14 protein-coding genes are annotated in these 12,108 nt (G+C 61.7%); 8 read left to right on the top strand and 6 right to left on the bottom strand.

The window, feature by feature from the left end:
- From ACLP2E_RS15320 to ACLP2E_RS15295, 6 genes are all read left to right on the top strand, one after another.
- The coding region (locus ACLP2E_RS15320; RefSeq protein WP_442466436.1) for a hypothetical protein at window positions 1–777 on the top strand (777 nt) is incomplete at its 5' end.
- 10 nt (window positions 778–787) lie between these two features.
- A complete protein-coding gene (copC, locus tag ACLP2E_RS15315; RefSeq protein ID WP_442463957.1) occupies window positions 788–1,156 on the top strand; it encodes a copper homeostasis periplasmic binding protein CopC in 369 nt (122 codons plus the stop codon).
- 46 nt (window positions 1,157–1,202) lie between these two features.
- Window positions 1,203–2,165 (top strand): CopD family protein, encoded by a 963-nt coding sequence (locus tag ACLP2E_RS15310; RefSeq protein ID WP_442466435.1) that lies wholly within the window; start codon window positions 1,203–1,205, stop codon window positions 2,163–2,165.
- 76 nt (window positions 2,166–2,241) lie between these two features.
- Window positions 2,242–2,949, top strand: coding sequence for a hypothetical protein (locus ACLP2E_RS15305; protein WP_442466434.1), 708 nt, complete (start codon window positions 2,242–2,244; stop codon window positions 2,947–2,949).
- A gap of 19 nt (window positions 2,950–2,968) precedes the next feature.
- Window positions 2,969–3,826, top strand: coding sequence for a 3-deoxy-8-phosphooctulonate synthase (gene kdsA, locus ACLP2E_RS15300; RefSeq protein WP_442466433.1), 858 nt, complete (start codon window positions 2,969–2,971; stop codon window positions 3,824–3,826).
- A gap of 292 nt (window positions 3,827–4,118) precedes the next feature.
- On the top strand, window positions 4,119–4,670 hold the full coding sequence (locus ACLP2E_RS15295) for a hypothetical protein (protein ID WP_442463961.1): 552 nt from the start codon (window positions 4,119–4,121) through the stop codon (window positions 4,668–4,670).
- 84 nt (window positions 4,671–4,754) lie between these two features.
- On the opposite strand, the gene ACLP2E_RS15290 is transcribed toward ACLP2E_RS15295, so the two are convergent.
- The 4 genes from ACLP2E_RS15290 to rpe form a co-directional block, all read right to left on the bottom strand.
- Window positions 4,755–5,507, bottom strand: a complete 753-nt coding sequence (locus ACLP2E_RS15290) for a sulfite exporter TauE/SafE family protein (protein ID WP_442463962.1) — start codon at window positions 5,505–5,507, stop codon at window positions 4,755–4,757.
- A 151-nt stretch (window positions 5,508–5,658) separates the two neighbouring features.
- Entirely contained in the window at window positions 5,659–6,966 is a 1,308-nt protein-coding gene (gene purB, locus ACLP2E_RS15285) for an adenylosuccinate lyase (RefSeq protein WP_442463963.1), read from the bottom strand.
- A 163-nt stretch (window positions 6,967–7,129) separates the two neighbouring features.
- Window positions 7,130–7,654, bottom strand: a complete 525-nt coding sequence (locus ACLP2E_RS15280) for a hypothetical protein (RefSeq protein ID WP_442466432.1) — start codon at window positions 7,652–7,654, stop codon at window positions 7,130–7,132.
- A gap of 147 nt (window positions 7,655–7,801) precedes the next feature.
- The gene (gene rpe, locus ACLP2E_RS15275; RefSeq protein ID WP_442466431.1) at window positions 7,802–8,482 is read right to left on the bottom strand and encodes a ribulose-phosphate 3-epimerase; all 681 of its coding nucleotides are present in this window, start codon (window positions 8,480–8,482) and stop codon (window positions 7,802–7,804) included.
- A gap of 148 nt (window positions 8,483–8,630) precedes the next feature.
- On the opposite strand from rpe, the gene ACLP2E_RS15270 reads away from it, so the two are divergent.
- Complete coding sequence (locus ACLP2E_RS15270) at window positions 8,631–9,869, top strand: NAD(P)/FAD-dependent oxidoreductase (protein ID WP_442466430.1); 1,239 nt, start codon at window positions 8,631–8,633, stop codon at window positions 9,867–9,869.
- Window positions 9,870–9,916: 47 nt separating this feature from the next.
- Here the strand turns inward: ACLP2E_RS15270 and ACLP2E_RS15265 are convergent, their stop codons facing one another.
- Window positions 9,917–10,189: a hypothetical protein gene (locus ACLP2E_RS15265; protein ID WP_442463967.1), complete on the bottom strand. Its 273-nt coding sequence runs from the start codon at window positions 10,187–10,189 to the stop codon at window positions 9,917–9,919.
- Between the two features lie 169 nt (window positions 10,190–10,358).
- Here ACLP2E_RS15265 and ACLP2E_RS15260 point away from each other — a divergent pair, with 169 nt between their 5' ends.
- Window positions 10,359–11,318 (top strand): hypothetical protein, encoded by a 960-nt coding sequence (locus ACLP2E_RS15260; protein ID WP_442466429.1) that lies wholly within the window; start codon window positions 10,359–10,361, stop codon window positions 11,316–11,318.
- A gap of 96 nt (window positions 11,319–11,414) precedes the next feature.
- Here the strand turns inward: ACLP2E_RS15260 and ACLP2E_RS15255 are convergent, their stop codons facing one another.
- Window positions 11,415–12,083 carry a DUF642 domain-containing protein gene (locus ACLP2E_RS15255; RefSeq protein ID WP_442466428.1) on the bottom strand — a complete coding sequence of 223 codons (669 nt, stop codon included), beginning with the start codon at window positions 12,081–12,083 and terminating at the stop codon, window positions 11,415–11,417.
- Window positions 12,084–12,108: the final 25 nt, after the last annotated feature.

Here is a 12,108-nt window from a genome sequence, read left to right as displayed (position 1 = left end):
GGTTCGCCGGGGGCGATCTCCTACACGCTCGGCTGGGAATACGCCAAGACGATCACGGCGGATCTGGGCTTTTCCATCGGCTCGAACGGCTACACCTGGCAGAAAAGGCCGGACGCCCAGGGCTGGGCCAATATCGAAACCCAGTTGAAATATGTCTTCTATCAAAATGCCGAGCATGAATTCATTGTCGCCGGAGCGGCGAACGTCGAATGGGGTCACACCGGCAGCCCGCAGTCGGCGTCCATTCCCTCGGCGCCGTTCGACACCGTGACGGAAAAATTCTATATCGGCAAGGGGTTCGGCGATTTGACGGTGGACTGGCTGCGTCCCTTCGCGGTCACTGCTGAGCTGGATTACAACATGCCGACGGTCGCGACCAATGCCGACGGCAGCACCAATCCCAACACGCTGACCTATGGCGCGACGTTGCAATACAGCCTGCAATATATGAACTCCCATGTGCAGGAAGTTCCCGACCTGTTCAAAAAGCTCATTCCCACTTTCGAGGCCATTTTCACCACGCCGGTCTCGAACATATCCGTGCCGGCGCCCGGCAGTTTCTCGCCGAACGTGACCACCGGCGTCGTCGGCCCCGCAGTCTATTACATCGGCCAATATTTCGAAATCGGCGTCATGGCGCAGATTCCGATCAACTCTGCCAGCGGCGCCCATGTCGGCGTCTTGGCCGTCGTGGACTTCTTCCTCGACGACATCGCCCCAAATTCCCTTGGCAAGCCCCTGTTCGGCCCGCCCCAGGCGCGCAGCGGAAATTATTGAGGAGAACATCATGAAAAGCCTTCGCACTCTCGTTCTCGCGGCTTTCGCTTGCGCCTCTATGGCGACGGCGGCCCTGGCGCATGCCTTCCTCGACCGCGCCGTCCCCGGCGTCGGCGCGACCGTCTCGGGCTCGCCCGGCGAACTCGAACTGAGTTTTACGCAAAACATCGTCGTGGCCTTCTCGGGCGTGGAACTCGCCTCGGCGCAGGGCGGCTCCGTCCCTACGGCCAAGCCCGTGGTCGATTCGGGAAGCCCGAATGTCATGCACGTGCGGCTCGGACATGGGCTGAAGCCCGGCGTCTATATTGTCCACTGGCATGTCGTGTCGGTCGACACCCATCGCACCTCGGGGTCTTACAAGTTCACCGTCGCGCCGTGAGGTCTCGCCGACGGGTTTGTTTCTGAGGGGCCTGAAAATGGAAGGAATGGATCACGCGGACGGAAACGAATTGTTTTCGGTTTTCCAAGTGCTCGTCGTGGCGCGCTGGATTCATTTTTCTTCCGTTTTCGTCTTGTTCGGATCGGCGTTTTTCTGGTTCTACATGGATGACAGGCGGCGCTTCGCCGGGGCCGGCGGTTTGCCCCGGGCGCTCCACGCGACCACTGTGCTTTTGCGGGTGGCGGCGCCCGTCGCGGCTATTTCGGGCACGGTCTGGCTCGCAGGACTTCTGGCGAACATGACGAATGGTTTTGGCAGCGTCATCGACCCCGAAATGCTGCGCACGTTCTTCTGGCAGACACAATTCGGTCCCGTCGCCATCCTGCGCCTGCTTCTGCTCGCCGTGGCCGTCCTGGTCGTCCTTCTTCCCTCGCAAAATCGCGCATTTTATTCGGTTATCCTCCATATCGGCGCGTTATTGCTGATCAATCAGGCTTGGCTCGGTCATGCGGCGGAAGGCGGCGCCGGGGCTTATGGCGCCTTGATGCTCGTCGTCTACAGCATCCATGTGCTGGCCGCCGGCGCCTGGGTCGGCGGTCTTCCGCCGCTGCTGTTCGCGCTGGTCGAACAACGTCATTTCAATCCATCGGAAGCGCGCGACTGGACGCTCGACATTTTGTCGCGCTATTCCGTGATGGCGATGGTCGCGGTGACCTTGATCGTCGCCAGCGGAATAGCGAATGCCGGTTTTCGCGTCGGCTTTTCGTTCGGCCGGCTTCTCGACTCCGACTATGGATTCGTTCTGGCGACGAAAGCGGGCGTCGTCTTCACCATGCTGGCCCTGGCGTTTTTCAATCGCTTCATCGCCATGCCGAGGTTGCGCGCCGCCTCGACAGCGGGCATGGCGCAAATCGCCCGCCTTCGCGCGAGTGTGGCCTTCGAACTTGTGTTGGGCCTCGCCGTGCTCGGCGTCGCCGCCGTGCTTGGGGTCACGCCGCCGCCGCAGTGAAGGAGGCGCCCCTTGCGGCGGTCGCCGCCTTGGCCGATAAGGCGGACTGTTCCTTCCGTCCGGGTGCAAAAACGCCATGCCGAGAAAAATCGTCGCCCTTACCTTCGCCGCCGCTCGCAGGAGCGAGCTGGCCGGCGCCTGGGCGCGGCTCGGTTTTACGCAAGTGGGCGGCGCGATCGCCCTTGCCGATGGCGTCACGCTCGACCTTTTCGCCGCCGACGATCCGGCCGGTCTGGGTGTCGAAGATTTGCAGGCGCGGGCCTTTCTCGCGCATTTCGCCACGCGGCGCACGGGAGTGGCGCTGCTGGCGCTGAGCGGCAGGGCGGAGGAATGTGGCGCCGCGCGACCGGAGCCGCTTGACGGCGCCGATTGTTTCGTCATGCTGGCGCCGCCGCGAGAAAAATCCGCGCCGGTCCACGCCAATGGCGTCAGCGGACTTAAAAACCTCGTCGCCCTCGCTGAAAGTCCGGCCGATCATGCCGAAGCGCTGGCGAAACTGACCGGCCAGCGCGAAATGCTGGCGACTTCCGCCGGGCTGGAGATCCGCCTCGATGGCGAGACGCGGCTGGACGTGGTGACGCCCTTGGCTTTTGCTTTCCGGTTTGGCGCCGCGCCGGAGTTTGACTCCTTTCGTTTCGCCGGCCTGGTGTTCCGGGTCGCCGATCTCGACGCGACGGCGGTATTTCTTGAAAAGAGCGGCGTCGAGCCGAAAATACAGGCCGGGCGGCTGATCGCCGGCCCGAACGAGGGCCCCGGCGTCGCCGTGGCCTTCGAGCAGGACTGACAGGTTCAGGAGATATTTGATGTCCGGTGCTTCCAAAGCCTCGTCCGTGGTCAGCGTCGGCGTCGGCGCTCGGGCGGCGCGGTTCGGCAATGCGTTGCCTTTCGCCTTGATCGCCGGTCCCTGCGCGCTGGAAAGCCGCGACCATGCCCTGTTCATGGCGGAAAAGCTCGCCGGAATCAGCGACAGGCTGGGCCTGCCGCTGGTTTTCAAATCCTCGTTCGACAAGGCCAACCGCACTTCGGCTTCCGGCCGGCGCGGTCTGGGTCTCGAAGCGGCGATGAAGATTTTCGACGAGATCAAGGCTCAGTTCGGCCTGCCGGTCGTCACCGACGTGCATGAGAGAGAGCATTGCGCGATGGTCGCCGGCACGGTCGACCTGCTGCAAATCCCCGCCTTTCTCTGCCGCCAGACCGATCTGTTGCTGGCGGCGGCGGCGACGGGCAAGCCGGTCAATGTCAAGAAGGGCCAGTTTCTCGCGCCATGGGACATGAAGAATGTCGCGGCGAAAATCGTCGAGGCGGGCAATCCCAATGTATTGGTGACCGAGCGCGGCGTGTCCTTTGGCTATAATACGCTGGTGACGGATTTTCGCGGCCTGCCGATCATGGCCGAACAGATCGGCGCCCCGGTGATTTTCGACGCCACCCATAGCGTGCAGCAGCCGGGCGGGCAGGGGACTTCTTCAGGCGGTCAGCGGGAATTCGTGCCGGTTCTGGCGCGGGCGGCGGCGGCGGTAGGCGTCGCCGGCCTGTTCATCGAGACCCACGACCGGCCGGAAGAGGCCTTTTCCGATGGCCCGAACATGGTGCCGCTCGCGGAGTTGGAGCCGCTTCTGGCGCGGCTGATGGATTTCGACCGGCTCGCCAAAGGGCTTTGAACTGTGCCTTGAGCGAGGAGGGCGGCGTCGATCCGGCGTTGTCGCCCTGCAAGAAATCACCGGCGATGGCGATGCCGGGCATGGCTTGACCTTCGGCCAACGCACATGAGTATCGGTCAAGTTCAAGCAAATAAAAAGCACTCCGCCATCAGAGGGCGGTAGTGCTTAAGCTGATTGGCGCGAGTGGCCAAAATCCATATCGTTAACCATGTCGCCATTCTAAAAGCAGTATTAACACTTGTTTATATTTGTTGGTCGAATTTAAATTAAATCAATCATTTGGGGGCCTTCAATGAATCTCGCTTCGATTGTTCTTCTTGGAATACTCGTCGTAGCCAGCTCTTCATTGGCTACCTATCTGATAAGCGTTTCGAGAGAGCGCCTGTGGTTGCGAAGCAAGAAATCTGAGGAACTTTATCACAAGGCCGAAGAAACCTATGTCGATTTGTGCGCCTGTTTCAGGGCGCGTTACGAACTCAGCCGAATGGTGGTAAACGAAAACACCTGGCGTGACACGGGCGCGATCAACCGACACATCGTCGACTTGAAAATCCTGGTTGGACTTTACTTTCCATCTCTTGGCCAACAGCTTTCCGCCTCGCTCGCCGCTATGGCGACGGCGTTCGACATGCTGACGCTGGCGGAAGCCTCCGATGAAACCAATCGCGACAGGGCGCTGCACTCGCTCGACGACGCACTTTGCGATGTCAAGGATTCCTTCGATCGGTTCAAAGTCTGTATTTTGGATTCTGGCTGCGTGGACAGGACCGGGAAAATCGCAGACATGTTGTTGAATAGAAATCGCTGTGTTCAAGCCGGGCGCGTTCTATCTGTCGCGGCGTAAAGCTGGAGCGAAAGGCCGGCGCTCCTTGCGATGCCCCTGGACGCGGGGAAGTTTAAACTGACAATTTGGACCGGGCGGCTCACGTCAATGAGAATAGGAGCGCCAGAAGACGAAGGCGGTCATGGCGGCGTTGAGGCAGGAAATGACGATCCGCGCCGGCGCCGCCGGTATCCTGCGGCCGTAATGGGCGCCGAAATAGCCGCCGATAATGGCGCCGACGAACAGGATGAAGGTCTGGCGCCAGAACACCAGGCCGCCAGCGACGAACAGCACGGTTGCGGTGGCGTTCATCGCGGCATTGAGCAGATTGCGCGCCGGCTGCATGGCGGCCAGCGGCGCGCTGGTCAACAGGCTCCAGGTCGCCAGCATCATGATGCCGACCGCGCCGCCGAAATAGCCGCCGTAAATGCCGAGAACAAACTGCGCGATCAGCACCATATGCGGCGTGATATGGATTTTTTCGCGAAGCCGAGCGCCGATCTCCCGGCCGAAGGCGAACGCCAGGGTTCCAAACAGCAGCAGGAAGGGCACCAGCGCCGCAAAGACGCTCTGCGGCGTCACCAGCAGCAGCACCGCTCCGCAGGCGCCGCCGACAACGCTGATCACGGTCATGGCGCGGAAGGAGACGCTGTCGAAACCCTGAAAATCATGGCGATAGGCATAGGCGCTGGCCAGCGCGCTGGGGACCAGCGCCACCGTGGACGAGGCGTTGGCGTTAAGCGCCGGCACGCCGGCCGCGATCAGCGCCGGAAGCGTCACGAAGGAGCCGCCGCCGGCTATGGCGTTCATCGCGCCGGCGAGAAGCCCGGCGCCGGCGATCAGGTAGATATCGTTCAAGCGTTTTCTTCCTTTTGCCATGATCGCGACAAGTCGCGATCATGGCATCCCTCGCATCAGCCAATAGGGCCTCGACAGACGCCGGTCACCAGACGGCCTTTTGGCGCAGTCGCGCCTAACCGAATCTCGCAAAGATTTGCACGCCTGGGTCTCACGCCCTTCCGAAAACGCGCGTAAAGATCGTTTCGACGTGCTTCAAATGGTAGCCGAGGTCGAATTTTTCTTCCAATTCGGCGTCGCTCAGCAGCTTTTTGACGTCCGGGTCTTTTTTCAGCAGTTCGAGGAAATCGCCTTCGCCGCGCCAGACCGGCATGGCGTTGCGCTGCACGAATCTATAGGCGTCCTCGCGCGAGGCGCCTTTCTGCGTCAGCGCCAGCAGCACGCGCTGCGAATGGACAAGTCCGCCAAGCAGATCGAGGTTCTTCTTCATGTTCTGCGGATAGACCAGCAGCTTGTCGATCACCCCGGTCAGGCGATGAAGGGCGAAATCCAGCGTCACCGTGGCGTCGGGGCCGATCATCCGCTCGACCGACGAATGGGAAATGTCGCGTTCGTGCCAGAGCGCGACGTTTTCCAGCGCCGGGGTCACCATGCCGCGCACCAGGCGGGCTAGGCCGGTGAGGTTTTCGGTCAGCACCGGATTGCGCTTGTGAGGCATGGCGGACGAGCCCTTCTGCCCCTCGGAGAAAAACTCCTCGGCCTCCAGCACTTCGGTGCGCTGCAAATGGCGAATCTCGATGGCGAGGCGCTCGATGCACGAGGCGACCACGCCCAGCGTCGCGAAGAACATGGCGTGGCGGTCGCGCGGAATGACCTGGGTCGAGACCGGCTCGGGCTTCAGCCCCATTTTGGCGGCGACATGTTCTTCGACGCGCGGATCGATATTGGCGAAAGTGCCGACCGCGCCGGAAATGGCGCAGGTGGCGATTTCTTCGCGCGCGGCGACGAGGCGGGCGCGGCAACGCGAGAATTCCGCATAGGCTTCGGCCATTTTCAGCCCAAAAGTCACGGGCTCGGCGTGAATGCCGTGCGAACGGCCAATGGTCGGGGTGAGCTTGTGCTCGAAGGCGCGGCGCTCGATGGCGGCGAGCAGGTCATCGACATCCTCGATCAGAATATCGGCTGCGCGGGTCATCTGCACCGACAAGCACGTGTCAAGCACGTCGGACGAGGTCATGCCCTGGTGGACGAAGCGCGAATCCGGCCCGATGAATTCGGCGAGATGGGTCAGGAAGGCGATGACGTCATGTTTGGTGACGCGTTCGATCTCATCGATGCGGGCGACGTCGAACGTGACATGACCGGCCTTTTCCCAGATGTTTTTGGCGCTTTCCTTGGGGATGACGCCGATTTCGGCGAGGGCGTCGCAGGCATGGGCCTCGATCTCGAACCAGATCTTGAAACGGGCCTGCGGCTCCCAGAGGGCGACCATTTCGGGGCGGGAATAGCGGGGGATCATGGACAACTCTTCGGCTGGGGAAACAATTCTTCGTTCCGCTACCCCCTAAAGGGGGACGGGACCGAAAGAAAGCCCTCATTGGCGTTCCCGACATCGGAAAGGGGCAGCCAAAAACAAAAGACCGCCTCGCGGCGGCCTTTTGAAGATGTCGATCGAACCGAGTTCAGGCGGCGAGGGCCGCGGCTTTGTTGCGGCGATAGCCGGCGAAGCCAAGGCCCGCGAAGCCAGCCAGCATCATCGCCCAGGTCGAGATTTCGGGAACAACGGAAGAAACCGACAATCTTTGGAAGCCGGAATTGTCCGGGTAAAACGAATCCCAGTATCCGACGGTCAATTCGCCTGACAGACCCTTCTGCGTGGTGCCAGTGCCGATCAGGAACAACGTCCCTCCGGCGTCGCCGACCAAGGCTCCATAGTTTGCTGTAAAGCCGTCCATGGTCAACTGGGCGAAATCGGTGATGCCAATCGCCGTCGAAGTACGCCAATCGCCGCCGCCGGCGCTCCATGTCCTGCTGGGGTTCAGCACTGTGAAATCATAGGTTTTCGCCGAATTAAGGTCCAATCCGGTGTCCAGCCAGCCGGGAAAAGCCGTGAGCGCATCGACGGTATAAACACTGGCCTGAGCGTTCGCCGAGGCGAAGCTCGCGAGGCCCAAAATGGCGCCAAATGCAATGTTAAGAATTTTCATCCGCATATCCCCCCGGTTGCGTTGCAAGGATCATACCCCAACTAACTCGAACTTGACATTACCGAAATTTAATCTTGGCCGCAAGTGGCAGGTTGCATCTGACGCAGAGGGAGGCGCCGCCTAAGCCGAAACTCCGCGGCCGCGCCTTTACGTCAGCTCCCCGCGCGCCAGTTGTGCGGCGAGGCGGATGGCATCGATGTTCTTCTTGTAATGTTCCGAGCCGCCCTTGAATACGGCCGAGCCGGCGACCAGCCAATTGGCGCCGGCCGCGACGATCTCCATGGCGTTTTGGGCCGTGACGCCGCCATCGACTTCAAGCTCTATCTCACGATCTTCAATCATAGACTTGATACGGCGAAGTTTTGTTAACCCGGACCGGATGAACTTCTGGCCGCCGAAACCGGGATTGACGGTCATGGCCAGGATCAGGTCGACATCGTCCAGCACATATTCCAGCACGCTTTCCGGCGTCGCCGGATTGAGGGAAACGCCGGCCTTCTTGCCCAGGGCGCGGATGGCCTGCAACGAGCGGTGGAGATGCGGCCCAGCCTCGGCGTGGACGACGATATAATCGGCGCCTGCCTTGGCGAAGGCTTCCAGATAGGGGTCGGCCGGCGAGATCATCAGATGCACGTCGAAAGGCTTGTCGGTGGCGCCGCGCAAAGCCTTGACGACGTCGGGGCCGATAGTGATGTTCGGTACGAAATGGCCATCCATGACGTCGACATGGACGATGTCGGCGCCGGCGGCGACGATGGCGCGGATTTCCTCGCCCAGCTTCGAAAAGTCGGCGGCGAGAATGGAAGGGGCGATCTTCAGCGGGCGCATGCGCGTTTTCTCAGGCGTTGGCGAGGGAGTCCCGCTCCTACAAGATCGGAGGCGCCGCGTCCACAGGGCGCCGCGCTTGGCGCCTATGTTGCAACGCGATAATGCTCTGGAATGGTCGCGGCTCAGCTTGGAGCCGGAGGAATGCGCGATGCTCAAGGCGGATGTGCTGGTGCTGGGGGCCGGAATCGTCGGCGTCGCGACCGCTTTGCAGATTGCCTCAAGGGGCCGCGAGGTTGTGCTCATCGACCGTCGCGGGCCGGGCGAGGAGACCAGTTTCGGCAATGCCGGCCTGATCGAGCGCGCCTCGATCTTTCCCTATCTGTTTCCGCGCGACGTCAGCGCCCTGGCGCGTTACGCGGTCAATGGCGCCAATGAGGCGCATTACCGCCTCGCCGATCTGCCTGCTTTCGCGCCATGGCTTGCCCGCTACTGGTGGGAAAGTTCGCCGGAACGGGCCAAGGCCCACGCGCTTGCCGCGCTGCCGCTGATTGAAAATTGCCTCGCAGAGCACGAAAAACTAATGGCGGCGGCGGGCGCTCAACACCTGCTGAGCAAGTCCGGCTGGCTGAAGCTGTTTCGCAGCGAGGAGACTTTTGAGCCCGGGCGCGAGGCGGCGAGGAAGATCGAGCCTTTCGGGCTGAAAACCGCGTTTTACAACGCGCAGCAATTGCGGGAGATCGAGCCGTCGCTGCAGGGCGGTTTCGGCGTCGTGCATTATCTCGATCCCGCCTCGATTTCCGATCCGCTGGCGCTGACCAAAGCCTATGTAAACCTTTTTGAACAGCGCGGCGGGGTTTTCCTCCACGGCGAGGCGAAGACATTCCGGCCCGCCAGCGGCGGCTATGGCGTCGAGACCGAAAAGGGCCCGCTACTGGCGCGCGAGGCGGTCGTCTGCCTCGGCCCCTGGGCGGATGCCGTCACCGGGCCGCTCGGCTACAAAATTCCCCTCGCGGTCAAGCGCGGTTATCACATGCATTACGCGCCGGCGCGGAACGCCGTGCTCAACCATCCGGTGCTCGACGCCGACAATGGGTTTCTGCTCGCCCCCATGGCGCGGGGCATCCGTATGACCACCGGGGCGGAATTCGCCCGCCGCGACACGCCTCCGGACTATGGACAGATCGAGACCAGCGAGGCGCTCGCGCGCAAATTGTTTCCGCTGGCGGGGCGTCTCGACACCAAACCCTGGATGGGCTGCCGGCCGTGCCTGCCGGACATGCTGCCGATCCTCGGCCCGGCGCCGCGCCACAAGGGCCTGTGGTTCAATTTTGGACATCAGCATCACGGCTTGACGCTGGCGGCGGTTTGCGGCCGGCTGCTGGCGGAAATGATGACCGGCGAAAAGCCTTTCGCCGACCCGACGCCGTTCCGCGTCGAGAGGTTTTGAGAATGCCCGGGATCGCGTTCAGCGATCCCGGGCGGCGTCCGCGCGGTTCACCAGCGGTAATAGCGACGCGGCCCGTAATAAGGGCGATAGATAGGACGCGGCCCGTAATAGCGGGGCCCGCCGTTCGGCACGCAGCGGCCCCACGGGTTCATGTGCAGGTAGGGACTGCCGCAGCGCCAGCCCGCCTGTTCGATGGGCGCGGATGACACAGCTAAACCGGCTTCCGGCGCGATCGGCATGGCGCTGGCCTGTCCGGCGCCAACGAGGCTCGCGCCGAGCAAGGCGCCAGCTAGAACGATGTTTTTAAAGGCGAGTGTCATGTTCTTCCTCCCAGATCAGGATGAAGATTCATTAGCGCGTTCCGGATGAACGTAGCCTGAACTCGGCAATGGTTCGCAATGTCGCAAGTCTGGCGAAGGAAATCGATTCTGTTATGGTGCGCAGGCGGGCGCCGGAAATCTTGCCGCAAGCCACCGGGAGCGCGTCTTTTTGGCGAACATAGGCAAAAATCTGCCGTTGAAATTCCTGCCTGTGCTCGCGGTTTTGGGCCTGTTCGCCGGCGCGCCTGGCGCTCTGGCGCATGACGCCGCCGACAGCGAACCAGCTTCGGCGTCGGCGCATGAGGGCGGAGCGGACTCCGGCGAGGAATTCGAGACCAAGCATCTTTTCGGCTTCACCGAGGGGACAGACGTCGGCGAGGTCGGCGGCCGCGAACTGGAGTTCGAGACCTTCGCCAATATCGGCAAGCGCGGCGGCGGACGCTATGACGCGCTGGAGCAGGAGATCAATTACGAGGCCGCGCCGACAAGCCGCTTCGGCTATGAGGCGACCCTGCATGGGGTGTCGCAGCAGATCGGCAATGTCCCCGGCTTGAACAATCTCAGCCAGACCACGTTTTCGGGTGTTTCGTTCAATCCGAAATACATCCTGCTGACGCGCGGCGTCGACGCGCCGTTTGGCCTGGCGGTTTCGCTGCAGCCCGAATATGACCGCATCGATCCGGTGACCGGCGCCCATGCGGATAATTTCGTGCTGGGGAGCCGGGTCTATCTGGACGCGGAACTGATCGAGAGAAAGCTTTACGCCGCCGCCAACCTGATCTTTTCGCCGGAGGTCGATAACGAAACCTTCTATGGCGTCAGCCAATACGCCTTGTTCGGCGCGACCGCCGCGCTGACTTGGCGCCTCATGCCGGCTTTCGCTGTCGGCGGCGAGGTCGAATTCTATCAGGCCTATAATTCGCTCGGGTTCAGCCAGACGATCGGCTCCGCGACCTATCTTGGCCCGACCATGCACTGGCAGATTTCGCCGAAAGTCTTTGCCGCTGCGGCATGGTCGGCCCAGATCGCGGGCCAGCCTTGCAATTCCTCTCCGGCCGCTCTCGCGCTGTACAACCAGTCGGATATTTCGCGCCAGCGCGGCAGGCTGACGGTCGGGGTGGAGTTCTGAAAATCGGGGTTGGTCGAGTTTGGAAAAGATTCGGCACGCGCAAATGGAAAGGCCGCCTTGCGGCGGCCTCTTCGAATTTCGTGCGTGGATAGCGGGTCAGGCGCTTTGGACCGAAATATTCCGCGAGCGGCGGTAACCGGCCAAGCCAAGGCTGGCGAAGCCAGCCAGCATCATCGCCCAGGTTGAAATTTCGGGAACGCCGGCAACGCCGGTAACCGAAACATTATCCAGGAACACGCCGCCGTTGGCGTAGCCGTAGGTCTCATTCAGCGCGAAAGTCACCTTGCCGCCGGTGCTGACGAACGAGTTTGTATACGTCTGCCAGTCTGTGCCGCCCGTGACGGAGCCGATCGCCACGCCGTTGACCAATATGGCGGCCGTCGGATTGGTGACGCCGGGATTGGATTTGTAATTCAGGCTCACGTTATAGGTATCGCCCTTAACCGTGTAGAAGGACTCGCTGATCTCGCCCGTCGATCCGTACCCGACCAGGTCCAACCCATATTTGCCGCCGTCGGTCGGCGCCGGTCCGTAGCTCTGGTAGGAAATGATATCGACGTTGCCATTGCTGACCGTCCAGCCGAACCCGGCAGGAACGGAATAATCGGCGCTCGACCCCGAAGGACCGACATTGTAATAGCTCGTCGTGCCGGGAAAACTCTGGTTTTCAAACCCGCCATTGATGAGAAGCTCGGTCGCCGAAGCTTGCGCTGCAAATCCTATAATCGCGCCGGCCGCAACCGCGCCCAAAAATTTGATTTTCATATCATTCCCCGAGAAATTGAATCCG

It is taken from the genome of Rhodoblastus sp. (genome assembly GCF_052145335.1).
Classification (GTDB): Bacteria; Pseudomonadota; Alphaproteobacteria; order Rhizobiales; family Beijerinckiaceae; genus Rhodoblastus.
The sequence above is the reverse complement of the archived record's forward strand: the minus strand, read 5'-3'. Positions and strand labels throughout refer to the sequence as shown.